The sequence below is a fragment of the Paraconexibacter antarcticus genome (genome assembly GCF_024220175.1).
Taxonomy (GTDB): domain Bacteria; phylum Actinomycetota; class Thermoleophilia; order Solirubrobacterales; family Solirubrobacteraceae; genus Paraconexibacter; species Paraconexibacter antarcticus.
On sequence record NZ_CP098502.1, the window covers coordinates 4631697 to 4654916 of the forward strand.

24 protein-coding genes are annotated in these 23220 nt (G+C 75.6%); 11 read left to right on the plus strand and 13 right to left on the minus strand.

Translation table 11 applies throughout. The annotated features are described in order from the left end of the window. Positions 1-129: 129 nt before the first annotated feature. From acs to NBH00_RS22710, 3 genes are all read right to left on the minus strand, one after another. Positions 130-2118, minus strand: a complete 1989-nt coding sequence (gene acs, locus NBH00_RS22700; protein ID WP_254570848.1) for an acetate--CoA ligase — start codon at positions 2116-2118, stop codon at positions 130-132. A gap of 53 nt (positions 2119-2171) precedes the next feature. Continuing rightward, on the minus strand, positions 2172-3140 hold the full coding sequence (locus NBH00_RS22705; protein ID WP_254570849.1) for a hypothetical protein: 969 nt from the start codon (positions 3138-3140) through the stop codon (positions 2172-2174). 117 nt (positions 3141-3257) lie between these two features. After that, positions 3258-3566 (minus strand): putative quinol monooxygenase, encoded by a 309-nt coding sequence (locus NBH00_RS22710; protein WP_254570850.1) that lies wholly within the window; start codon positions 3564-3566, stop codon positions 3258-3260. A 113-nt stretch (positions 3567-3679) separates the two neighbouring features. Here NBH00_RS22710 and NBH00_RS22715 point away from each other — a divergent pair, with 113 nt between their 5' ends. Beyond that, positions 3680-4810, plus strand: coding sequence for a saccharopine dehydrogenase family protein (locus NBH00_RS22715; protein WP_254570851.1), 1131 nt, complete (start codon positions 3680-3682; stop codon positions 4808-4810). A 3-nt stretch (positions 4811-4813) separates the two neighbouring features. After that, complete coding sequence (locus NBH00_RS22720) at positions 4814-5755, plus strand: class I SAM-dependent methyltransferase (RefSeq protein ID WP_254570852.1); 942 nt, start codon at positions 4814-4816, stop codon at positions 5753-5755. Positions 5756-5904: 149 nt separating this feature from the next. On the opposite strand, the gene NBH00_RS22725 is transcribed toward NBH00_RS22720, so the two are convergent. Further along, positions 5905-6678, minus strand: a complete 774-nt coding sequence (locus NBH00_RS22725) for an SGNH/GDSL hydrolase family protein (protein WP_254570853.1) — start codon at positions 6676-6678, stop codon at positions 5905-5907. Next, positions 6675-7427 carry an alpha/beta fold hydrolase gene (locus tag NBH00_RS22730; protein ID WP_254570854.1) on the minus strand — a complete coding sequence of 251 codons (753 nt, stop codon included), beginning with the start codon at positions 7425-7427 and terminating at the stop codon, positions 6675-6677. The genes NBH00_RS22725 and NBH00_RS22730 overlap by 4 nt, the downstream gene beginning before the upstream one ends. 41 nt (positions 7428-7468) lie before the next feature. Here NBH00_RS22730 and NBH00_RS22735 point away from each other — a divergent pair, with 41 nt between their 5' ends. The 3 genes from NBH00_RS22735 (at position 7469) to NBH00_RS22745 (ending at position 9662) form a co-directional block, all read left to right on the plus strand. Next, a complete protein-coding gene (locus NBH00_RS22735; RefSeq protein WP_254570855.1) occupies positions 7469-7735 on the plus strand; it encodes a hypothetical protein in 267 nt (88 codons plus the stop codon). A gap of 183 nt (positions 7736-7918) precedes the next feature. Then, a complete protein-coding gene (locus tag NBH00_RS22740; protein ID WP_254570856.1) occupies positions 7919-8608 on the plus strand; it encodes a hypothetical protein in 690 nt (229 codons plus the stop codon). A 37-nt stretch (positions 8609-8645) separates the two neighbouring features. Then, positions 8646-9662 (plus strand): hypothetical protein, encoded by a 1017-nt coding sequence (locus tag NBH00_RS22745; protein WP_254570857.1) that lies wholly within the window; start codon positions 8646-8648, stop codon positions 9660-9662. 12 nt (positions 9663-9674) lie between these two features. On the opposite strand, the gene NBH00_RS22750 is transcribed toward NBH00_RS22745, so the two are convergent. Next, on the minus strand, positions 9675-10838 hold the full coding sequence (locus NBH00_RS22750; protein WP_254570858.1) for a lysylphosphatidylglycerol synthase transmembrane domain-containing protein: 1164 nt from the start codon (positions 10836-10838) through the stop codon (positions 9675-9677). A gap of 31 nt (positions 10839-10869) precedes the next feature. Between NBH00_RS22750 and purT the strand changes: the two genes are divergently transcribed. After that, on the plus strand, positions 10870-12075 hold the full coding sequence (gene purT / locus NBH00_RS22755; protein WP_254570859.1) for a formate-dependent phosphoribosylglycinamide formyltransferase: 1206 nt from the start codon (positions 10870-10872) through the stop codon (positions 12073-12075). Between the two features lie 84 nt (positions 12076-12159). On the opposite strand, the gene NBH00_RS22760 is transcribed toward purT, so the two are convergent. The 6 genes from NBH00_RS22760 to NBH00_RS22785 all read right to left on the minus strand — a co-directional run bounded on the left by NBH00_RS22760 (position 12160) and on the right by NBH00_RS22785 (position 16555). Continuing rightward, a complete protein-coding gene (locus NBH00_RS22760) occupies positions 12160-13197 on the minus strand; it encodes a hypothetical protein (protein WP_254570860.1) in 1038 nt (345 codons plus the stop codon). Further along, complete coding sequence (locus tag NBH00_RS22765) at positions 13194-13367, minus strand: hypothetical protein (RefSeq protein ID WP_254570861.1); 174 nt, start codon at positions 13365-13367, stop codon at positions 13194-13196. Before NBH00_RS22765 ends, NBH00_RS22760 begins: the two co-directional genes overlap by 4 nt. Positions 13368-13372: 5 nt before the next feature. Further along, on the minus strand, positions 13373-14797 hold the full coding sequence (locus tag NBH00_RS22770; protein WP_254570862.1) for a fenitrothion hydrolase: 1425 nt from the start codon (positions 14795-14797) through the stop codon (positions 13373-13375). A gap of 90 nt (positions 14798-14887) precedes the next feature. Then, positions 14888-15499: a hypothetical protein gene (locus NBH00_RS22775; protein ID WP_254570863.1), complete on the minus strand. Its 612-nt coding sequence runs from the start codon at positions 15497-15499 to the stop codon at positions 14888-14890. A 110-nt stretch (positions 15500-15609) separates the two neighbouring features. Beyond that, on the minus strand, positions 15610-16287 hold the full coding sequence (locus NBH00_RS22780; RefSeq protein WP_254570864.1) for an HAD family hydrolase: 678 nt from the start codon (positions 16285-16287) through the stop codon (positions 15610-15612). Positions 16288-16375: 88 nt separating this feature from the next. Then, positions 16376-16555 (minus strand): CsbD family protein, encoded by a 180-nt coding sequence (locus NBH00_RS22785; protein WP_254570865.1) that lies wholly within the window; start codon positions 16553-16555, stop codon positions 16376-16378. 153 nt (positions 16556-16708) lie between these two features. On the opposite strand from NBH00_RS22785, the gene NBH00_RS22790 reads away from it, so the two are divergent. From NBH00_RS22790 to NBH00_RS22800, 3 genes are all read left to right on the plus strand, one after another. After that, positions 16709-17380 (plus strand): pentapeptide repeat-containing protein, encoded by a 672-nt coding sequence (locus NBH00_RS22790; protein WP_254570866.1) that lies wholly within the window; start codon positions 16709-16711, stop codon positions 17378-17380. Then, positions 17377-18024 carry an MOSC domain-containing protein gene (locus tag NBH00_RS22795; RefSeq protein WP_254570867.1) on the plus strand — a complete coding sequence of 216 codons (648 nt, stop codon included), beginning with the start codon at positions 17377-17379 and terminating at the stop codon, positions 18022-18024. Before NBH00_RS22790 ends, NBH00_RS22795 begins: the two co-directional genes overlap by 4 nt. A gap of 96 nt (positions 18025-18120) precedes the next feature. Next, positions 18121-18900, plus strand: a complete 780-nt coding sequence (locus NBH00_RS22800; RefSeq protein WP_254570868.1) for an alpha/beta fold hydrolase — start codon at positions 18121-18123, stop codon at positions 18898-18900. Here the strand turns inward: NBH00_RS22800 and NBH00_RS22805 are convergent. Beyond that, positions 18878-19945 (minus strand): helix-turn-helix domain-containing protein, encoded by a 1068-nt coding sequence (locus NBH00_RS22805; protein ID WP_254570869.1) that lies wholly within the window; start codon positions 19943-19945, stop codon positions 18878-18880. The two genes, NBH00_RS22800 and NBH00_RS22805, sit on opposite strands and share 23 nt — an antisense overlap. Positions 19946-20030: 85 nt before the next feature. Between NBH00_RS22805 and NBH00_RS22810 the strand changes: the two genes are divergently transcribed. Then, entirely contained in the window at positions 20031-21488 is a 1458-nt protein-coding gene (locus tag NBH00_RS22810; protein WP_254570870.1) for a proline dehydrogenase family protein, read from the plus strand. Further along, positions 21485-23080, plus strand: a complete 1596-nt coding sequence (locus tag NBH00_RS22815) for an aldehyde dehydrogenase family protein (protein WP_254570871.1) — start codon at positions 21485-21487, stop codon at positions 23078-23080. Before NBH00_RS22810 ends, NBH00_RS22815 begins: the two co-directional genes overlap by 4 nt. The last annotated feature ends 140 nt before the right edge of the window (positions 23081-23220 follow it).

A 23220-nucleotide genomic window follows, 5' to 3' on the forward strand; every position in this document is an offset into this window, starting at 1 on the left:
GCGCATATCAGTCTGACCGCGCGTCGCGCACAGCCTGCCGGACCGCCACCAACCCAGCCGACAGCACAGACACGAACGAGCGCTAATGCGCCACTTCGCCGACCCTAGGTTGACGAACGGCCGTCCATATCAGTTCTCCGCCGCCTGCGCCGCCTTCACCTGCGCCTCGAGCTCCTTCATGACCTCGGGGTCGCGGAGCGTCGTGACGTCGCCCAGCGCGCGGCCCTCGGCGATGTCGCGCAGGAGCCGGCGCATGATCTTGCCGCTGCGGGTCTTCGGCAGGTCGTCGGCCCAGAGAATGCGCTTCGGCCGGGCGAGCTTGCCGATCCGCGCGGCGACGTGCTCGCGCAGGACGCCCACCATCTCGTCGTCGCCGTGAAGGTCGCCCTCGAGCGTCACGAAGGCCGCGATCGACTGCCCGGTGTCCTCGTCGGCCTGCCCGATGACCGCCGCCTCGGCGACCTGCGGGTGCGAGACGAGGGCCGACTCGACCTCCGCGGTGGAGAGCCGGTGGCCCGACACGTTGATGACGTCGTCGACGCGCCCGATGATCGAGACGTAGCCCTCCTCGTCCTGGCGCGAGGCGTCGCCGACGAGGTAGGTCTCCGGCCCGAACCGCTCCCAGTACGTCGAGACGTAGCGGTCGTCGTCCCCGTAGAGCGTGCGGAGCATCGACGGCCACGGCTGCGTGAGCGTCAGCAGCCCCTGCTCGCCGCGCGGCAGCTCCTCCCCGGCGTCGTCCACGACCGCGGCGGAGACGCCGGGCAGCGGGGTGCCGGCGCTGCCGGGCTTCGCGTCCTGGGCGCCGGGAAGGGTCGTGATCATGATCGCGCCGGTCTCGGTCTGCCACCACGTGTCGACGACCGGGCAGCGGCCGCCGCCGACGACCTCCCAGTACCACAGCCACGCCTTCGGGTTGATCGGCTCGCCGACCGATCCGAGCAGCCGCAGCTTCGAGAGGTCCGCCTTCTTCACGTGCTCGGCGCCCCACTTCATGCAGGCGCGGATCGCGGTCGGCGCCGTGTAGAAGACCGTCGCGCCCGAGCGTTCGCACAGCTCCCACCAGATGCCCTTGTGCGGGTAGTCGGGGGCGCCCTCGTACATGACCGACGTCACGCCGTTCGCCAGCGGCCCGTACACGATGTACGAGTGGCCGGTGATCCAGCCGACGTCGGCCGAACAGAACCAGACGTCCTCCTCCGGGCGCAGGTCGAAGACGTAGCGGTGCGTCCAGGCGACCCCGGTGAGGTACCCGCCCGTCGTGTGTACGATGCCCTTCGGCGCGGCGGTCGAGCCCGAGGAGTAGAGGATGAAGAGCGGGTGCTCGGCGTCGAACGCCTCCGGCGGGCAGTCGGCGTCGGCCTCCGCCATCGCCTCGTGGACCCACACGTCGCGCGCCGGGTCCATCGCCACGTCGATGCCCGTGTGCCGGACGACGAAGATCGTCTCGAGCGACCCGACCTCCCCCATGACCTCGTCGACCGCCGCCTTCACCGGCGCGGTCCTGCCCTTGCGACGGGCGCCGTCGACGGTGATGAGCGCCTTCGCCTCCGAGACCTCCATCCGCTCGCGGACCGACTCGGCGCTGAAGCCGCCGAAGACGACGTTGTGCGGCGCGCCGATCCGCGCGCAGGCGAGGATCGCGACGAGGACCTCGGGGATCATCGGGAGGAAGATCCCGACGACGTCGCCGGCCTTCACGCCGCGCGCCTTCAGCGCGTTGGCCATCCGCTGCGTGTCCGCGAGCAGCTGGGCGTACGTGATGTCCCGCGTCTCGCCCTCCTCGCCGTACCAGTGGAAGGCGACGCGGTCGCCGTGGCCCGCCGCCACGTGGCGGTCCAGGCACTGGGCGGACGCGTTGAGCTTCCCGTCCGCGAACCACTTGTAGAACGGGGGCTGCGAGTCGTCGAGGCCCTGCTGCGGGGCGACGTCCCAGTCGAGGAGCTGCAGCGCCTGCTCGTGCCACCACGCGGCGGGGTCCTTCGCGGCCGCGGCGTGCACCGACTCGTCGGTGATGAGGGCGCTGCCCGCGAAGGGCACGGAGGGGGCGAAGCGCTCCTGCTCAAGCAGCTCGCCGAGGCGGGTCTGGAGGGCGGTCTCGTCCGGGGCGGAGGGCATGCGCGCAGCCTACCCCCGCCACGCGCCCGAGCAACGTCGTGCTGCGACCGGGCCTAGCGGCGCTTGCGGCCCTTGCGCTTCTTCGACGTCGGCGACTCGCCCGCGAGCCCGCCGGCCGGCCGCGCCGCCGAGCCGTCCCCGGCCGCGTCGAGCTCGTCCGCGGGCACGATGCCGCTCGCGGGATCCGGCCGCGGCGCGCCGCCCTCGCGGGCCTCGCGCAGCTCCTGCTGGGTCGGCCACGGGATCGCGCGGCCGGCCGCCCAGGCCGGCGGGCGCCCCTGCGGACCCGGCCACCGGTCGAGGATGAGGACGCCGACGGCGACGAGCCAGAAGGACTGGACGACGGGGAGGTTCGACCCCACCGGGATGATGAAGAGGGCGCCGACGATCATGCCGAGGATGCCCATGAAGCGCGTGAGCAGCCCGACGCGCATCGCGTTGATCGCGATGAGGACGAAGCTGAAGGCGACGAGCAGCAGGCTGACCTGACGGAGGATCTGCGAGGCGAGGATGAGGCCGCCCTGCAGCGCCTCGTGGGCGGCGTGCGTCGAGAGGTCCTTGCCGCCGACGAAGTCGCTCGCCTTGACCGAGATGCCGATCTGGAGGGTGAGCTCGGCGACCGCGAGCATGATCGGGCCGATGATCGCGCCGCCGAGGGCGATCCGCGGGAGCCTGCCGCCGCGGGCCGCGGTCGCGCGGAAGAGGTAGCCGAGCACGCCGGCCATCGCCGCCGAGCCGAGCGCGAGCACGACCGCGACGATGAGCAGCGTCGTCGCCTTGTCGTCGTAGAAGACGAGCTGCGTCGTGCGCAGGCCGGGCCCGATGGCGAGCTTCTCGCCCGCGGCGTCGCGGAGGCCGTCGAGGACGGAGACCTTCGGGAAGTCCTGGAAGGCCGAGGAGGCGAGGATGCCGCCGAGGAGCGTCAGGACGCCGGCGACGATGCCGAGCAGGCCTGCGGGCAGGCGCTGCGCCTTCTCCCAGGCGAGGGTCTCGGCGACGTTGGGGGCGGGAGCGTCAGCCATGCGGCGACAGATGATGACGGCGCAGGGCGCGCGGCGTCACCCTGGCGTGTCGGCGCGGTCCCGGGCCCGGCCGCGGAGCCCGGCCGAGGGGTCTCGGCCGGGCGCGTCGCCGGGGGACTAGCCGAGCGCCACCTCGACGCCGTCCTGGGCCTCGTGCTTGACGATCTTCGGCGGCGCGGCGAGGACCCCGCTGAGCAGCGGCAGCGCGGCCTGGAAGTGCTCGCTCGTCATGTGGGCGTGGAAGGCGTCCTCGTCCTTGTACTCCTCGACGACCACGAAGGAGCTCGGGGTCGCCGCCGACTCGTACAGCGTGTAGCTGAGGACGCCGTCCTCCTTGTTCGTCGTCTCCGCGAGTCCGGCGAAGGCGTTGACGAACTCGTCGCGCTTGTCGGGCTGGACGACGAGGGTGGCGTGGACGATCAGCATGGGGGCTTCTCCCTGGGACGTGGTTGGAGCGCTCTTCTACCGGATCGGGGCCGGCCGCCGCGAGCGCCGTCTCAGGTTCCGGGACGGGCGCGCACCCTCTAGGGTCCCGGCGGATGCCCGCGCGCCCGACGTCCCGTCCCATCGCCGTCTACGGCGCGACCGGCTACACGGGGGACCTCGTCGTCGCCGAGCTGCGCCGCCGCGGCCTCGACGTCGTCCTCAGCGGCCGGCGCGCCGACGCGCTCGCCGCGGTCGCCGCCCGGCACGGCCTCGACCCGGCGACCGCCGTCCGGCCCGCGGCGGCGGACGACCACGCCGCGCTCGTCGCCGCCTTCTCCGGCTGCGCGGCCGTCATCGCCTGCGCGGGGCCGTTCGGGCTCTACGGCGAAGGGGCCGTCCGCGCCGCGATCGCCGCGGGCGTGCACTACGTCGACACGACCGGCGAGCAGCCGTTCATCCGGGCGGTCATCGAGCGCCACGGGCCGGCCGCCGAGCGGGCGGGCGTCGCGCTCGTCAGCGGCATGGGCTTCGACTACCTCCCGGGCGACCTGCTCTGCCACGTCACCGCGGCGGGCGCCGGGCGCCTGCGGGACCTGACGGTCGCCTACGCGCCCGCGGGCTTCGGCCCGTCGCGGGGCACCGCGAAGTCCGCGCTCGTGCAGATGTCCGGCAGCGAGGACGTCTACACCGGCGGGCGCCTGCAGCCCGCGACGCTCCGCCAGCCCGTCGGCCGCCGCTTCGACTTCGGCCCCGGGATCGGGGTCAAGCCCGTCGCCCGCTACCCCGCCGGCGAGGTCGTCATGGTCCCGCGCCACGTCGACACCGAGCAGGTGACCGCCCTCATCTCCGCGGAAGCCTTCGCGCCGAGCCCGCGCGTCGCCGCCGCCGTCCCCGCCCTGCTGCCGGGGATGGTCCTGCTGCTGCGCACGCCGCTCCGCGCGGCGCTCATGCGGGGCGTGGACCGCTTCCTGCCCGAGGGCCCGACCGAGCAGGCGCGCCGCGCCGTCCGCTACACGATCGTCTGCGAGACGACGCCGGCCGACGGGAGCCCGGGGCGCCGCGGCGTCCTGACGGGCAGCGACATCTACGGCATCACCGCGGTGACGACCGCGCAGGCGGTCGAGTACATGGCCGCGGACGGCTACGACCGGCGCGGCGGCCTGGCCCCGTCGGAGGCCTTCGACGCCGAGACGTTTCTCGCCGCGCTCGCGCCGCACGGCATCGCCTACGCCGTCACGGGGTAGCCGGTGCCGCCGCCCTGCCCGGCCTGCGGGGCCCAGACTCGGCCCTGGTGGACGGCGCCCGCCGCCGAGCTCGGGCTGCCGGACGTCGCGCTGGCCCGCTGCGACGCCTGCGGGACGGCCGTGACACTCGACCCGGTGCCGGACGACCGCGACGTCCACGAGACCGGGGACTACGCGACGGCGGCGCCGCGCGGGGCCGGGCTCGCCGCGCCGCTGCTGCGCGTGTTCGACCGCCGGCGCCTCGGGCTCGTGCGGGCGGCGGTGCCCCCGGGCGGCGCGGTCCGCCTCGTCGACGCGGGCGCCGGCCGCGGGCGCTTCGTCGCGCTCGCGCGCGCGAGCGGGTACCCGGCGGCGTCCGGCGTCGAGCCGACCGCGCGGGGCGTCGACGTGGCGCGGGCGCGTCACGGCCTCGAGCTCGAGCGCGCGACGATCGCCGCCGCGACCGTCCCGCCGGGGAGCGCGGACGCGGTGACGCTCTGGCACGTCCTCGAGCACGTCGACGACCCCGGCGGGACGCTCGACGTCCTCCACGCCTGGCTGCGCCCCGGCGGCGCGCTCGTCGTCGGCGTCCCGAACCTCGCGTCGTGGCAGGCGCGCCTCGGGGGCCGCCGCTGGTACCACCTCGACCTGCCCCGCCACCGCACGCACTTCACCGCCCGCGGGCTGCGCGCGCTGCTGGACGCGCACGGCTTCGAGGCCGAGCGGACCGTCCACGTCCTCGCCGAGCACAACCCCTTCGGCATGTGGCAGTCGCTCGTGAGCCGCGGGACGCGCCGGCCGTCCTACCTCTTCCACCTGCTCAAGCGCAACGCGCCGCTCGACGCGCGCGACCTGCTCGTGACGCTCGCGGCGCTGCCGCTCATCCCGCTCGCGATCGCCGCGGAGCTCGTCGCGGGGCTGTGCCGCCGCGGCGGGACCGTCGCGGTGGTGGCGCGGCGGCGCTGACCGGGCCGTCCGACGCCGCGCAAAGAGGGCCCACCGAGGGCGGCGTGCGGTCTCGTGGGTCATATCCCCCCACTTGACCGCACGCTGCCCGAGGGGCGGGGCGGGGCGGGGGCGGGGCGGGGGCGGGGCGGGGGCGGGGGCGCGGGGCGTCAGGGCAGCGGCAGCGCGTCCGCGAGGCGCTCGTAGCCCGCGACCGACGGGTGGTCGCCGTCGATCGTCAGGGCCTTCGCCATCCGGCCCGGGGCCTGCGGGTCCTCCAGGGCGCGGAACCACGGCGCGACCGGCACGCCCTCCGCGGCGGCCGCCGCGTGGATGAGCCCGTTGAGCTTCGCGATGAGCGGCGCCGCCCGCGGGTAGCCGTTGTTCCACGGCAGGACCTCGACGGCGACGACCTTCAGCCCGAGGCGCCTGGCCGCGACGTACGTCCCGCGGAGGTTCCGCGCGGCGTCGTCGACCGAGCGGCCCTGCGCGATGTCGTTGATGCCGCCCTGCACGACGACGACCTGGGCGCCCTTCGCGCAGGCGTCCAGGCGCGCGGCGATCTCGTCGGTCCGCTGCCCGAAGATGCCGCAGTTGCGGAAGCGGTAGCGCGGGTGGGCGGCGTGGAACCAGTACTCGTACTGCGACCGCGGGTCCAGGGCGCTGCCGATGCGGGCGCGGACGGCCGGGTCGGGGTCGTAGAGCGGGGAGCCCGCGGTGATCGAGTCGCCGAGCGCCGCGACGAGGACGTCACCGGACTGCGGGCGGGGCGTCGGGTTGACGGTCGGGTCGGTGGGCACCGGGGCGGTCACGGTGGGGACGGACGCGGCCGGCCCGCCGGTCGCGGTGGCGCCGCCGGTGCCGTCGCTCGACCCGCAGCCGGCGGTGCCGAGCGCGACCGCGGCCGCCGCCGCGCAGGCGAGCGCGGTGAGCGCGCGCCTCATGCCGCCATCAGCGCGCGGACGGCGCCGTCGAGCGTGCCGCCCGCCTCGCGGCGGGCGGCGGGCAGCAGGGCGGCGAGCGCGTCGGCCGCCTCGACGACCGGTCCGGGGGCGTCCGGCCCGGTGACGACATGCGCGGGCACGGTGACGGCGCGCAGCTCCCGGCGGGTGACGGCGAGCGTCGCGAGGCCGGCGTAGTCGGCGAAGCACGCCGTCGCCGCGGCCTGCGCGCGGGTGAGGCGACCGGGGTCCGCGGCGCCGTCGTCCCCGAGCCACACGGCGACGGCCGCCGCCGGGCCGCCCTCGCGCAGCGCGTCCTCGAGCGCCTGCCGCTCGGCGGCGAGCGTCTGCGCGGCGTCGGCGACGAGGAGGAAGAGCGGCGGGTCGACGCACACGAGCGCGGTCACGCGGGCGGGGAAGCGCAGCGCGAGGTCGAGGGCGACGAGCGCGCCGAAGCCGTCCCCCGAGACGAGCGCCGCGTCGACGCCGAGCGCGTCGAGGACCGCGAGCGCGTCGGCGGCCTGCTCGGAGACGGTCGTCCCGGTGTACGGCGCGGGGGCGCCCGAGCGCCCGTACCCGCGGCGGTCGTGCGCGATGACCCGGAGCCCCGCGGCCGCGAGCTCCGCGGCGACGCCGGACCACGCCTGCGCATCCGACGCGAGCCCGTGGACGAGCAGCACGGGCGGCCCGTGGGGCGGGCCGTGCTCGTGGACGGCGAGCTCGACGCCCGCGCCTTCGACCATCGTCGTCATCGCGCCCGAGCGTACTCGGCGCACGCGGCTAGGATGGACGCATGGAAGGCTTCGGAGGACTCTTCGGCGACCCGGACGAACTGCAGCGCCGCATGGCCGAGTTCGCGGAGTCGATGGCGGGGCAGCAGAAGCTGGCCGGCGCCGACAACGCGATCCAGCTCGCGGTCGCGCTCACCGTCGCCGCGATCAACCGCATCAACATCCAGGGCACGACCGAGGAGCAGGCGGAGCAGATCCGCCGCGTCATGGCCGTCGTGTTCCCCGAGGCCGTCACGCTCGTGCGTGAGGCCCGCTCCGGCCTCTCGTAGGGACGGCTCGGACGGGGCCGCGGGGTTCCGAGCCTCTGGGCGAGGAACCCGCAGCGTGACGAGCCTCCAGGCGGGTCACGCCGTTTTCCCGCTACGTGCGGGAAGGACCGCCCGGTCCGTCCCGCTACGTGCGGGAAGGACCGCCCGGTCCGTCTGCGGCCGCTGTTAGCTTCGCGATCCCCGATGGTGACCGCCCTGGACGACCGCCCCGCCACCCCCGCGACCGTGCTCGGTGCCCACCACCCGGTCGGCGCGTCGACGGGCTGGCTCCGGGACGCCGGGACGTGGCCCGCGCAGGCGCGCGCCGCCGCCGCGGTCTCGTCGTTCGCCGCCGAGCTCGCCGCGCTCTCGCTGCCCGAGTTCGACGCGCTCGAGGCGTGGCTCCACACGCTGCCGCCGCTGCCCTTCCGCTACCTCAGCGTGCACGCGCCCGTGAAGGAGCTCGACGGCGACGAGCCGCGCCTCGTCGCGCGCCTCGCCGGGCTCCCCGCCGCCGTCCGCTCGATCGTCGTCCACCCGGACGTCATGGCCGACCCCGCCGCCTACGCGCGGGTCGGCAGCCGCCTCGTCGTCGAGAACATGGACGACCGCAAGGCGAGCGGCCAGGGCGTCGACGACCTCGCCGCCCTCTTCGCCGTCCTCCCCGAGGCGGGCTTCTGCCTCGACGTCGCGCACATCACGGCGGTCGACCCGACGATGGAGCTCGCGCACGACCTGCTCGACGCGTTCGGGCCCCGGCTGCGTCAGCTGCACGTCTCCTCGCTCGTCGGCGGCGAGCACGCCCCGCTCACGGACGAGGACGCCGAGCGCTTCCGTCCCGTGCTGCGCCGCTGCGTCGACGTGCCGTGGGTGCTCGAAGCGCCCGCCGCCTGACGCAGGACCCCGCGCCCCCGCCCCGAACCCCGGGTGGATGTCCACCCCGGACCCCTCCGTCGTGCCCGCCTCCGGCGCGCTGCTGCGCCTCGCGGAGCGGGCGGGGACCGACCTGCCCGCCCTCCTCGGCGCCCGCGCGCTGACCGCGGAGCGCCTCGCCCGGCGCCGCGCGGCGCTCGCGGGCCTCGCGCACGACCGCGACACGGCGGTCGTCCTGTGCGGCTCGTGGGGTCGCGGCGAGGTGACGCGGAGCAGCGACGACGACTGGTGGATCCTCGTCGACGGGGCCGCGCGGCCCGGGGTCCGCCCGCTGCCCGCCGCGGTCGCCGCCGCGCTCGACGAGGTGCCGCCGGGCGGCGAGGGCCTCTTCGGCTCGGTCGCCTTCCGCGACGACCTGCGCGACCAGATCGGCCTCGCCGCCGACACGAACGCGAACTTCAGCCGCCGGATGCTCCTCGTCCTCGAGTCGGTCGCCGTCACCGGGCAGCCCGCGTGGTCGGCCGCGCGGCGGGCCGTCCTGCGCGGGTACCTCGACGAGCGCTCGCGCGACTACCGGCCGCCGCGCTTCTTCCTCAACGACGTCGTGCGGTACTGGCGCACGATCACCGTCGACTTCGAGGGGAAGGACCGCAGCCGCGGGCCGGAGGGCTGGGGGCTGCGGTCCGCGAAGCTCCGCACCTCGCGCAAGCTCCTCTTCGCGAGCGGCCTGCTCCCGATCCTCGAATGCCACCGCCTGCAGGCCGGGGAGATGCTCGACGCGCTCGCCGCCGAGTTCGCCGCGCCGGCGACCGACCGGATCGCCGCCGCCTTCCTGCGCTACGAGGCGATCGACCTCGGCGTCCGCGTCCTCGCCGCCTACGATCGGGTCCTCGCGCTGCTCGACGACCCCGAGGTGCGCGCGCATCTCGCGGCGCTCACCGAGGGCGACGCCCCGCGCTCCCCGGCCTTCGCCGAGCTGCGCCGCCTCGCCGACCAGATCCAGGCCGGGCTGCTCTCGCTGCTCTTCGACGACCGTCGCCTCGCGCCCGTCGTGCGCGAGTACGCGGTCTTCTGACGCGGCCCGGCGTCAGCGGCCGCGGCCGCGGCGGCGCCGCTCGCGGGAGCGCGTCGGCGGCGGCCGGCGCGTCACGGGCTCGAAGTCGAGGTCGCGGTCGTCGAAGAGCTCCGTCGGGGCCGCCCGGCGGCGCGGAGCCGGCTGCTCGTGGAGGACGACGTCCGCGGCGGCGCCGGGCGTCGCGACCACCGCCGGCCCGGCCTTCTCCGCGGCGCGCGACTCGCGCCCGGCGGCGATGACCTCCTTGAAGGAGCGGAACTTGAAGATCGTCACGAGCGCGAAGAAGCCCAGCGCGAGGCTGAAGAGCGCGATCGCGATCTGCTGCCCGACCGAGTACGCGGCGACGGTCGCGCCCGATGCCGTCCCCGCGAAGACCTTCACGAGGAACGCCTGCTGCACCCCGGCGCCGCCGGGCGTGAAGGGCACGACCGCCGCGACGGCGTTCACCCCCAGGACGAGCAGGACGTTCTTCACCGAGCCGCCGACGTTGAAGGCGTCGAGCATGAACCAGAAGGCGGTGAAGCGGAAGCCCCACCCCAGGAACTGGACGAGGAACACCTCGCGGAAATAGCGCGGGCGGTCCCAGAGGATCGTCAGCCCCTGCCGGACGCGGGCCCAGAACGCCCGCACCCGGCGCGAGAGGATCGCGAAGCCCGCGAGCCCCGCGATCGCGAGGAAGGTGAGGAGGAAGAGCGTGAAGCGCGGGTGGGAGGCGAGGAGGCTGAGGTCGAAGGCGTGGAGCTTGGAGAAGTCCGGCGGCTTCGGGAAGACGCCCTGCGTGAAGGCGAAGGTGAGGATGAAGAGCCCCATCGCGAGGTCGAAGCCCGCCTCGACGAAGAACGCCGCCGCGACGGCGGGGTACGAGGCGTTGGCGATCGACGTCCGCGTGAGGAAGAGCTTGATGACGTCGCCGCCGCGCGCGGGGACGACGTTGTTGAAGCCGTAGGCGGCGATGTACGCGCCCCAGATCCGGCGGAAGGCGATCCGCTCGGTCGGGTAGGCGGCGCGCAGGACGTGGAAGAAGGCCCGCGAGCGCAGGCTCAGGTACACGCCGAACGAGACGAGCGCGATGAGCAGCGAGACGAGGTGGATCTCCCCGAGCGAGTGGGTGAACTTCCCGACCGAGTCGGTGAAGCCCGAGATGTCGTCGCCGAGGGAGGCCAGTGGGAGCAGCACCGGCCCCCACTCTGACAACATCGCCCGCCGGATGAGCACCACGATCGGCACCCCGGGCACCGCTGAGGCGGTCCGCCTGATCCTCCTCGGCAGCGGCGAGCTCGGCCGGGAAGTCGCCCTCGAGGCGATCCGCCTCGGCTGCGAGGTCCTCGCCGTCGACCGCTACGACGGCGCCCCCGCGATGCAGGTCGCCCAGCGCAGCGCGGTGATCGACATGACCGACGGCGACGCGCTGCGGGCGCTGCTCACCGCCGAGCGCGAGCGCGCGCACGGACGGCTGCTCGTCGTCCCGGAGATCGAGGCGATCGCGACGGACGTCCTCGTCGAGCTCGAGGCGGAGGGCCTGCACGTCATCCCGACGGCCCGGGCGGCGCGCCTGACCATGGACCGCGAGGGCATCCGCCGGCTCGCCGCGGAGGAGCTCGGCCTGCCGACGTCGCCCTACCGCTTCTGCACCTCCGCCGAGGAGGTCACCGCCGCGGTCGCCGCCGTCGGCGTGCCGTGCGTCGTCAAGCCGGTCATGTCCTCCTCCGGCAAGGGGCAGTCGGTCGTCCACGCGCTCGACGGCGGCCCGGCCGCGTGGGACTTCGCGCAGGCCGGGACCCGGGCCGACACGGGCGCGGTCATCGTCGAGGGCTTCGTCGAGTTCGACTACGAGATCACGCTGCTCACCGTCCGGCACGCGGGCGGCACGTCGTTCTGCGCCCCGATCGGGCACGTCCAGGTCGACGGCGACTACCGCGAGTCCTGGCAGCCGCAGCCGATGTCGGAGGCCGCGCTCGCGGGGGCCCGGGACATCGCCCTGAAGGTCACCGATGCGCTCGGCGGCCACGGCATCTTCGGCGTCGAGCTCTTCGTCCGCGGCGACGAGGTGCTCTTCAGCGAGGTCTCCCCGCGCCCGCACGACACCGGCATGGTGACGATGGCCACGCAGACGCTGAGCGAGTTCGCGCTGCACGCCCGCGCGATCCTCGGGCTGCCGGTCCAGGCGGACGAGATCCCGCTGCTCGCGCCCGCCGGCGCGAGCGCGGTCATCCTCAGCGCCGCGGCCGGCGCGCCGCGTTACGACGGGCTCGCCGACGCGCTCGCGGTCGACCCCGCCGTCAGCGTGCGGCTGTTCGGCAAGCCCGAGGCGCCGAAGCCCCGCCGCCTCGGGGTCGCGCTGGCGACGGCGGGCGACGTCGACGCCGCCCGCGCGCTCGCGACCGCCGCGGCGGCCCGCATCGCCGTCAGCTGAGGGCCCGACCCGCGCCCAGGACCTGAATGAAGGTTCACGGTGCTGAGAGCACCCTGAACCTTCATTCACCTGACCGCGCGTGCGTCAGCTCAGGCCGGTCTTCACCGCCGCCTCGAAGGCGCGGAAGCCGAAGGAGCCCTCCAGCCGGGCGGTGATCTTCCCCGTCCTGTCCATGACGAAGAGCCACGGCTCGGTCTGCAGGTGGAAGGCCTGCAGCGGCGCGCGCAGGCCCTTCGCGATCTCGTTGTCCTTGTAGACCTCCTGGTGGATGAAGGTCATCCGCGAGCCGTACGTCTTCTCGAGCTGCGCGGCGATGTCGACGACGGGGCCGCAGACACGCGACTGGCAGAGCTGAGGCGTCGCGAACAGCAGCGCGACCGGCTTCTTGCCGAGGACGTCCTTGAGGTTCACCGAGTGCATGTCGTCCGGCGGCACGCGGGTGTCGATCTTCTTGATGTCGCCGCCGGCCGCCGCGACGGTGTCGGTGTCGACGCGCGGGGCCTGCTGCCCGACCTCCGGGATGCGGTCCTTCCCCGGCGCGATCACCGTGATCTGCCCGGCGGCGCCGATCTTCTTCCCCCCCAGGAGGCTGACGGCGAGGACGTAGTAGCGGCCGGGCTTCGGCAGCGGCGCGGTCGTCTCGTAGATCGCCGCGAACGGGTCGCTCTCGGTCGCCGCGTTCTGGCTGCGGAACGGCGGGTCGGTGAGCAGCAGGTCGGCGGGCGCCGGGTAGGGCCCCATCGCCTTCGCCTGCTCGGAGCGCGCGAGGTAGAGCGCGGTCGGCGCGTAGACGAACCCGGTCTTCGGGTCGACGACGCCGAAGGCGAGGCGCTGCTTCGGCCCCGTCACGATCGTCGCGGTGGCGAACGCGACCTGCGGGCCGGTCCCGTCGATCGCGTCGGCGACCTGCCGCAGCGAGCGGCCCCCCGCCGGGGTGAACGACGCCGCGGTGACCGCGGTCGCCTTGTCGAGCTCGGCGCGGAGCTTCGCGGACGACGGGCCCTTCGGCGCCGGGGCCGAGCCGCTCGAGCTGCCGCCGGAGCTGCCGCACCCGGCGGCGAGCAGGGCGGCGGCGAGGACGGCGGCGGCGGGCAGCGGGCGGCGGGGCGTTCGGAGCGTCATTCGGCGGTCTCTCGATCTTCGTCGGCGGCGGTCCGGCGGAGCTCCTCGGCCTCGGCGAGGCGGTCGCGGCGCCCGATGACGAGCAGCGTCACGACGAGGATCGCCACCGGGGCGAGGTAGATGAGGCCGACGAACCAGTGGCCGGCGTGGGCGAGCGGAGGAAGGGGCATGGTGCTCAGTTCGTGTTGGACAGGAGCCAGAGGGCCAGGCTGGTGAACGTCACCATCACCGCCAGCATCCAGTATTGCGAGCGGGCTGCGACCCGCGCGCTGGAGAACATCAGCAGCGCGCGGTCGTGCGCGAGCGCGAGGCCGACCGCATGGCCGAGCACGAGCGCCGCCACCTGGACGTACCAGATGCCCGTCGCGCTGATCCAGGTGTAGTCGATCGTCGAGCCCGCCGTTCCGAGGTAGTCGTGCCCGTTGCCGAGCGGATCGGACAGCAGGTAGGCCATCGCCTGCCCCTGGTAGGACAGGAGGCCGAAGTAGTGCGCGACGACGTACGCGAGCGCGATCGGGACGAGCGTCGGCGCGAACCGGCGCGCGAGGCCCATCGTCGTCTCGTCGCTGCTGCGGGTGATCGCCGAGTGCATGCCCCGGCAGCCGAGGAGGTAGAGCGACGTGACGACGCCGATCATGACGAGCAGCCCGCCGGCGAAGACGAGCTCGGTCGCATGCTCGATCGAGAAGCCGGCGTCGACGACGCGCGGCTGCAGGTCACCGGCGATGCTCGTCCAGAACGAGCTCACCGAGAAGCCGTCGAAGCTCGTCGACCCGATCATCACGCAGACGAGCGGCACGAGCCCAGCGCCCGGCTCGATCCGGGCCGTGCCGCTGAGGACGGGTCGCGTGTGGAGCGCGTCGCGGGTCCAGCGCAGCGGCGACAGCGTCGCGAAGAGCCCGAAGTAGACGCTGAACGCGTCCCCCCGGTCCGACCACGCTCGGACCCCGAAGAGCGACATGCCGACGAGCTGCACGGCGGCGTAGGCGAGCGCGAGCGTCGCGAGCGTGCTCGGGTCGTCGCGGTTCGTGTAGGTCAGCTCGAGCGCGGCGAAGAGCAGGATGCCGGCGGCGGCCGGCCAGCGCCCGAGGCGCGCCGGGTACTCGAGCGGCTCGGGCTGGGCCCCGCCGCCCGCCTTCGCGACGACGGTCCCGACGGCGCGACCGATCGCGCGCCACGGGTTGAAGGCGCGGAAGACGTCGCCGAGGAAGAGCGACGCGAACGGGATCCCGACCCAGAACGTCACGTAGACGACGGTCGGCAGGATGTTCGCCGCGGACTCCTGCGTGCCCGCGTAGCCCGCGTACACGAGCCCGGCGAACATGAGGACGCCGAGCGCGCCGCACAGGGGGTCGAGGACCCGCGGCAGCGCGAGGCGCCGGCGCTCGGTGACGTCGCCGAAGCGCGCCGTCTGCCAGAGGGTCGCGAGGCCGACGAACGAGATGACGAGGACGACGAAGGCCGCCCAGGCGAAGAGCCATTTGGGGATCGGGAGGTCCTGCTTGCCGACGAGGCCGTGGGCCTCGGCGGGGGTCGCGGCCACCAGGGCGGTGGCGGCGACGGCGAGCGCGACGAGCGCCCGGCGGTGGTTGCGGGTCATGGGGTCCTTTCGGTCACGCGTGCGGGTCACGGGCGCGCGGCGCGCTGCGTCGTGGCGGGCACGGACAGGGCGGCGCGGGCGAACGGGGCGCTACGGGGTGACGGGGACCGGCGGACCGCGGCCGGCGAGGTGACGCGCGAGTGGCGCGCGGGCGGCCCGCGCCGCGGCGGGCCGGAGGCGGACGAGGGGCGCCGCGGCGACGAGCAGGCCCGCGGCCGGCGCGGCGACGGGCGCGGCGGCGACCGCCTCCTCCGCCTCGCGGAGCACGAGGGCGACGGCGAGGGCCGCGGCGGCGGCGAGCGGCGCCGCGAGCCAGCCGCCGTGGGCGACGAGCGCGGCGGCGCCGGACGCGTGGCCCGCGGCAAGCGCGCCCTCGAGGAGCTCCTGGGCGCTGTAGGCGGCGAGCAGCGCGCCGGTGAGCACCGCCCACGTCCGGGTGAGGGACATCGGGGGCGCGCCGCCCGGCCCGGCGGTGTGGCCCCCGCCACCCCGCCGCGCGAGCGCGTGCACGAGCTGCCCGGCCGCGACGAGGACGAGCAGGCCGACGAGCGGGCCGGCGACGCCGAGGTACGCGTGCCCGGAGCCGCGCAGCGCGCCGCTCGCGTCGTGGCCGTAGGCGAGCGCATAGCGCAGCTCGTGGACCGACCAGGCCGCGAGGCCGAGCAGCGCGAGGAGGCGCAGGCGTGATCCGGGACGGCTCACCGCAGAGAAGATACGCCTCCGTCGTTTCCCCCGCGAGCCCGTGCGGTTCGCGCGGCCCGAGAGCGCGGCCCGTGCGGCCCGTACGGCGCCCGCGGCCCGCGCCCGCCCGCCTACGCGCCGAAGAGCGCGAGGACCGCCGGGTCGTCGAGCGCGGTCGCGACCGCGTCCGCCCCGGGCAGCTCCCCGTCGGCGATGTACGGGATGCCGACGACATGGATGCCGGCGGCGGCTGCGGCGGCCACGCCGGGCGGCGAGTCCTCGAAGGCCACGGCGTCGGCCGGCGCGATCCCGAGCCGCGCGCACGCCTCGAGGTAGATGTCGGGCGCCGGCTTGTAGTTCGCGACCTCGTCGCCGGCGACCGTCGCGGCGAACGGCGAGGACGCGCCGTTCAGGCCGGCACCGCCGAGGACGCGGTCGAGGAAGACGCGCGGCGAGTTGGACGCGACGGCCATCGGCAGGCCGGCCTCCTGCAGCACGGCGATGAGCGCGAGGGCGCCGGGCCGGGGGCTGATGGGCTTCAGCGCCTCCTCCATGACGAGCTCGTGGAGCTCGTCGACGAGCGCCGGCCCGGAGCCCTCCGGCTCGCCGAGGAGCACCTCGAGGCTGCGCTGCAGGACGGTCCCCGAGCTGCCGATGAGGCGGAGCTTCTGCTCGACCGTGAAGGTCAGTCCGCGACGGGCCCAGAGGACGTCCTCGGCCCGGGTCCACGCCTCCTCGGTGTCCAGCAGGAGGCCGTCGTTGTCGAAGACCACGCCGCGGGGCGCGGCGGGCGGAAGGCGTCGGGGCATCCCGCCCGATGATGGCGGATCGCCCCGGAACGACGAAGGGCGGCCCGTGGGCCGCCCGTTCGCGTCGGATCCTGCGGGTGCTGCGTGGCTACTTGCCGCGCACCTTGTCGATCGCGCCCTCGGCGACATCCTTGACGTCGCTCACGGCGTCCTTGAGCTTGCCGGCGAGCTGGTCGTTCTTGCCCTCCTGCTCGAGCTCGCGGTCGCCGGTGACGGCGCCGGCGGTCTCCTTGATGTTGCCCTTGACGTTGTCGGCGGTACCGGACATACGGTGCTCCTTGGTCGGGTTCGGGAGAAGTGAGGCGGCGGGGCGGGGGACACCCGGCCACTGCTTCTTCTTTTGCCCGCCAGGCGGAGGGGTAAACGCGACGGGGCGTGCGCCTCGTCACACGCGCGCCGCCGGGGCGCTTTACTGGGGATCGTGGCGCCGACGATCACTCCTCCGCGGGTCCCGGCGCACCTCGAGGCGCTCGACCTCGCGGCGCTGGTGTTCGAGGACGACATGGAGCTCGACGCCGTCCGGCTCACCGGCGCGGCGCCCGACGCGGCCGTCCTCGGCCTCGAGCTCGCCGCGGCCGAGCTGCGCGACGTCGACCTCGGCGGGGCGCGCCTGCCGCGGCTGGCCCTCCGCAACTGCCTCGTCGCCGGCGGCAACCTCGCGAACGTCGCGGTCCGCGGCGGGTCGGCGGAGCGGACGGTGTTCGACCACGTCCGCCTGACCGGCCTGACCTGGCACGAGGGTGTCCTGCGGGACGTCGTCCTCCGCGGCTGCCGCGTCGACCTCGCGTCGTTCGCCTCCACCCGGCTGGAGCGCGTCGCCTTCGAGGACTGCGTCCTCACGCAGGCCGACGTGCAGGACGCGCGCCTCGCCGCGGTGACGTTCGAGCGCTGCGACCTCACCGGCGCCGACCTGACCGGCGCGCGGTTCGGAGCCGGCTGCGCGCTGCGCGGCTGCACGCTCGACGGCGCCCGCGGCGTCGAGGCGCTCCGCGGTGTGCGGATGCCCTACGAGGACGTCCTCGCGGCGGCGGTGACCTTCGCCGGCGCCCTCGGGATCCAGGTGCTCGACGACGACCGGGACGACGCGGGATGACCGAGGTGGCCGGGCTCACCGGCGAGCTGCTCGCCGTCTCCGTCGGCGCGGTGCGGACGGTCGGCACCGGCCGCCGGTCGATCGCGACGGGCATCTGGAAGGCGCCCGTCGAGGGCCGCGTCGCCGTGCGCGGCGTGAACCTCGCCGGGGACGACCAGGCCGACCGCACCGTCCACGGCGGGCCCGACAAGGCGGTCTACGCGTACGCGAGCGAGGACACGGCGTGGTGGAACGAGCTCGTGGGGACCGACCTCGGCCCGGGCGCGTTCGGGGAGAACCTCACGACCCGCGGCCTCGACCTCTCGAGCGCCCGCATCGGTGACCGCTGGCGGGTCGGCACGACGCTCCTCGAGGTCCGCCAGACGCGCATCCCGTGCTTCAAGCTCGGCCTGCGGATGGGCAACCCGCAGTTCCCGAAGGCCTTCGCGCAGGCGGGACGGCCGGGTGCCTACCTCGGCATCCTCGAGGAGGGCGACGTCGGCGCGGGCGACGCGATCGAGGTCGTCTTCCGCCCCGCCCACGACATCACGACGGCGTTCATGAGCCAGGCGCTGCTCCACGACGCCGCGCTGCGCCCGCGCCTGCTCGAGGCCCCGGCCCTGCCGGCCTTCTGGCGCGGGTGGCTCGCCGGCGAGGACGCGTGAGACGCGGTCAGGGCCGCGCGTGCTCGGGAGACATCGCAGCCCGGGCGCGCGCCAACCCCGCCAACCGTTGACAACCTGTCAAGTAGCCTGCGCCGCATGGACCTCAACCACAAGCGCGTCGGGAGCGGGAAGCCGCTGCTGCTCATCCACGGCCTCGCCGGGAGCCGCAACTCGTTCGACACGATCATCGACGAGCTCGCGACCCGCCGCGAGGTCATCGCCATCGACCTGCCGGGCTTCGGGGAGACGCCGCCGCTCCCGGGCGAGGCGACGATCCCCGCCTACGCGGACGCGGTGACGTCCTTCCTCGCCGCGCACGAGCTCACCGGCGTCGACGTCGTCGGCAGCTCGCTCGGCGCCCGGCTCGCCCTCGAGCTCGCCCGCCGCGGCGTCGTCGGCAAGGTCGTCGCGCTCGACCCCGGTGGCTTCTGGGGCGGCGGCGCGCAGCGCTTCTTCTCGATCTCCGTCGGCCTCTCGATCCGCCTCGTGAACCTCCTGCGCCCGCTGCTGCCGCTCCTCACCGGCAACCCCGTCACGCGCACGCTGCTCCTCCCCCAGTTCTCGGCGCGGCCGTGGGCGCTGAGCCGCGAGACCGTCCTCCCGGAGCTGCGCGGCTTCACGGCGCCGTCGACCCGCTCGGCCTTCCGCTTCCTCGCGAAGGGGCCGCAGCAGGAGGGTGCCCCGGCCGGGGCGATCGCGGCGCCGATGCTCCTCGTGTGGGGCCGCCGCGACTTCGTCACGCCCGCCGGGCAGGCCGGCCTCGCGCAGGAGCGCTTCCCCGACGCCGAGGTCGAGATCATCGACCACTGCGGGCACTTCCCCCACTGGGATCAGCCCGCCCGGACCGTCGACCTCATCCTCGACCACACGGCCTGAGGCGCGCCGCCTTCAGCCCGAGGTGCAGCAGGGTCCGCTGCGCGCCGTCGCGCAGGTCGGCCCCTGCCGCCACCTCGGCGCGGTGCAGCCGCCGGTAGAGCCCGGCGCGGCTGACGCTCAGCGCCGCGGTGCTCGCCGCGATGTCGCCGCCGTGGTCGAGGTAGGCCTCGACCGTCGCGGCGAGCCCGGCGTCCGCGGCGAGCAGTCGCGCGGCGACGGCGGGGACGACGACGCGCGCCGGGTCGTCCCCGGCCGCCGCGAGGACCTGCGCCTCCAGCGGGACGTCGGCGATCGCGACGACGCCGGCGCGCCCGCAGAGCGCGGCGACGAGCGCGGCCCGCCGCGCCTCGGACGGCGTCGGGCCCGACCCGGCGGCCAGTCCGTGCGCGCCGGCGAGCGCCGCCGCCCGCAGGTCGTCCGCCGGGGCGCCGGCGAGCACGAGCTCGTCCCCCCGGCGCAGGCAGCGGCCGCCCGCGCCCCCGGTGCGCCGCCGCAGCGCGTGCTCGAGCGCGGCCTGCCGGTCGACGACCGCCGTCTCGTCGCACCCGGTCGTCCGCAGCACGACGACCGGGACCGCCGCCGCGCCGCCGGAGAGGAGCGCCTCGAGCGCGGCGACCTCCTCCGCCCGCGCCGCCGCGTCCTCGAGCCGCCGCCGGTAGAGGACGACGCCCGCCGCGTCGGCCACCGGCGCGGCCGCCGCGACGACGCCGTCGCCCGTCCCGAGCACCCACAGGTAGCCGAGCAGGACGTCCTCGTGGCGGACGGGGCAGCAGACGCGCTCGCGCATCCCGAGGTCGTCGACCGGCGGCAGGACCGCCGGCGCGCGCAGCTCGTGCAGGCCGTGGTCGAAGAGCCAGGTCCGCACGTCCTCCGGGCTCTCGCGCCGGAGGATCGACCGCAGGCGCACCGGATCCACGTCGTCGTCGGCGCCCGTGAACGCGCTGAAGGCGATGAGCCGCAGCCGCGGGTCGTCGAGCAGGACGGGCCGCGCGATGCGCGTGGCGAGCCCGTCGACCAGCTCCTGGAGATGCTCGGCGTCGGACACGGTGAGACGATCGTCTCACCCCGCGCAAGGAGCGTGCGACAGCTGTCCGGGCCCGTGCCGCGGGGCCGGGCGTACCGTCGTCTGCGTGCCTCCCGTCGCGACCCCGACCGCCCCTGCCGGCCCCGTCCCCGCGGAGGGCGACCCGGCCCCGCCGCCCCCGGCCGTCGCCGGGGTCGAGGCCGCCATCCCGGCGATCGGCACGCGCCTCGCAAAGGCGATGGGCCGCCACCACGATCCCCGCGCCGCGATCGAGGCGCGCATGATGGACCGGATCGCCGACCGGCCCGACCTGCGCGCCGCGATCTTCCGCCTCGTCGACGTCCGCCCGGCCTGCCGCGACTACCCCGACATCGCCGAGCACCTCGCAGCGCTGCTGGACGAGGTCGCCGGACGGCCCCCGGAGGGGCCCGTCCGGTCGGGGGACCTCCCAGGGGGCGAGCTCCCCGTGCCGCTGGGCCTCGCCCGGAGCCTCGCCCGCCGCCACGGCTCCCGCACGCTCGTCGGCGTCGCCGGCGCCGCCGGGGTCCGCGCGATGGCCGGGCGCTTCATCGCCGGGGAGGACGCCGCCGACGCCCTGCCCGCCGTGCGCCGCCTGTGGAAGGACGGCATCGCGACCTCCGTCGACCTGCTCGGCGAGGCGACCGTCTCCGAGGCGGAGGCCGACGCCTACCGGGACCGCTGCATCGAGGTCCTCCGGACCCTGAGCGCCGGCAGCGCCCGCTTCCCCGCCCGCCCGCTGCTCGAGCACGACCAGCACGGCGAGCTGCCGCGCGTGAACCTCAGCGTCAAGGTCTCCGCCCTCACGCCGCACCTGCGCGCCGGCGCCCCCGGGCGCGGCGCGGCCTCCGCCGCCCCGCGCCTGCGGGAGATCCTCCGCGTCGCGCGCGACCTGCACGCCCACGTCCACGTCGACATGGAGTCGCTCGACCACCGCGAGGCCGTCCGCGACCTCACCCTGAGCCTCCTCGCCGAGCCCGAGTTCGCCGCCGGGCCGTCGGCGGGCATCGTCCACCAGGCCTACCTGACGGACGCCGCGGCCGAGCTCGAGGTCCTCCTCGGCTGGGCCCGCCGCACGCCCCGCGCGCAGCCGCTCTCGATCCGGCTCGTCAAGGGCGCCTACTGGGATCACGAGGTCGTCGAGGCGCAGCAGGCGGGCTGGACCGTCCCGGTCTTCACCGACCGCCGCGCCTGCGACCGCGAGTACGAGCGGCTCACCGACACGCTCCTCGACCACGCGGATCTCGTCCGCCCGCTCATCGCAAGCCACAACCTGCGCTCGGTCGCCCACGCGATCGCCGCCCAGCGCGCCCGTGGCCTCGAACCCGACGCGGTCGAGTACCAGGTGCTCCGCGGCCTCGGCGACCCGCTGGCCGCCGCCCTCGCCGCCGAAGGCCTGCGCGTGCGGACGTACTGCCCGATCGGCGACCTCGTCGCCGGCATGGCCTACCTCGTCCGGCGCCTGCTCGAGAACACCGCCAACGACTCCTTCCTGCGCGCGCACGCGTCCGGGACCGCCCTCGACCGCCTCCTGGAAGCCCCGTGACCCTCACCGCCGCCGCCCCGCTCGCCCCCTTCGCCAACGAGCCGCTGCTCGAGCTGCGCCGCGGCGCCGAGCGCACCGCGCTGACGCAGGCGCTCGCCGACCTCGACGCGCACCTGCCGCTCCGCGCGCCGGTCATCGTGGACGGGGCCGAGCGTGGCGGGCTGCCGCGGCGCTCGGTCGACCCGGGCCGGCCGGAGCGGGTGCTCGCCCGCGCGGGGGACGCGAGCGCCGAGGACGCCGCCGCCGCGGTCGCCGCCGCGCGCCGCGCCTTCCCGGCGTGGTCGGCGACACCCGCCGCCGAGCGCGCCGCGGTGCTCGTCCGCGCCGCCGCCCGCCTGCGCGACCGGCGGTACGAGCTCGCCGCCCTCATCCTGCGCGAGACGGCGAAGCCGTGGCCCGAGGCGGACGCCGACGTCGCCGAGGCGATCGACTTCCTCGAGTACTACGCCCGCCAGGCGGTCGCGCTGGCCGAGCCGCGCGAGCTCGTCCACGTCACCGGCGAGCGCAACACGATGACCTACGCGGCGCGCGGCGTCGCCGCGGTCATCGCCCCGTGGAACTTCCCGCTCGCGATCCCGGGGGGCATGGTCGCCGCCGCGCTCGTCACCGGCAACACGGTGGTCCTGAAGCCCTCCGAGCAGGCGCCCGCGTGTGCCGCGGCGCTGTACGACGCGCTCCGCGGCGCGGGGCTCCCGGCCGGCGCGCTCCACCTCCTTCCCGGCGGGGACGAGCCGGCGCGGGCCCTTGTCGTCCATCCCCACGTGCACACGATCGCCTTCACCGGGTCGAGCGCGGCCGGCCGCGACATCCTCCGCAAGGCCGCCGACGTCGTCCCCGGCCAGCACCACCTCAAGCGCGTCGTCTGCGAGATGGGCGGCAAGAACGTCGTCATCGTCGACGCCGACGCGGACGTCGACGAGGTCGTCCCCGCGCTCCTGCACAGCGCGTTCGCGTTCGCCGGGCAGAAGTGCTCGGCTGCGGCGCGGGTGCTCGTGCACGCCGACCGGTACGATGCGCTCGCCGAGCGTCTGGCCGGCGCGGTCGCGACGCTCGAGGTGGGCGAGGCGTCCGTCTTCGGCGTCGACGTCCCCGCGGTCATCGATCCCGAGGCGGTCGAGCGGATCGCCCGCTACACCGCGATGGCCCACGCCGACGGGACCGTGCTCGCGCAGGCCCCGCTCCCCGCCGCGGCGTCCGCCGCCGGCGGCACGTACGTCGCGCCGCTGCTCGTCGCGGGCCTTCCCGCCGACTGCCCGCTACTGCACGAGGAGGTCTTCGGCCCGCTGCTCACGATCGAGCCCGTCGCCTCCGTCGACGCCGCCTGCGACATCGTCGACGCCTCGCCGTTCGCGCTCACGGGCGGCCTCTTCAGCCGCAGCCCGGCGACCGTCGCGCACGTCGCCGCCCGCACGCCCGTCGGCTCGCTCTACGTCAACCGCGAGATCACCGGCGCGCGCGTCGGGCGCCACCCGTTCGGCGGCAACCGGCTGTCGGGCGGCGGGACGAAGGCCGGCGGGCCCGACTACCTGCTCGCGTTCGTCGAGGGCCGCGTCGTCGTGGAGAACACGGTCCGCCACGGCATGGTCGTGTAACCGCCGCGGCGTCTGGCGGCGCGGACCGAGGACGACGACCCCGCCCCGGTCGAAGAGCAGCCGCATCCCCGCGCGGCGGCGCGCCGCGAGGACGGCGAGCAGGGCCGCGCGGTCCGGGCTCGGGAAGAGCGCCGCCGGCG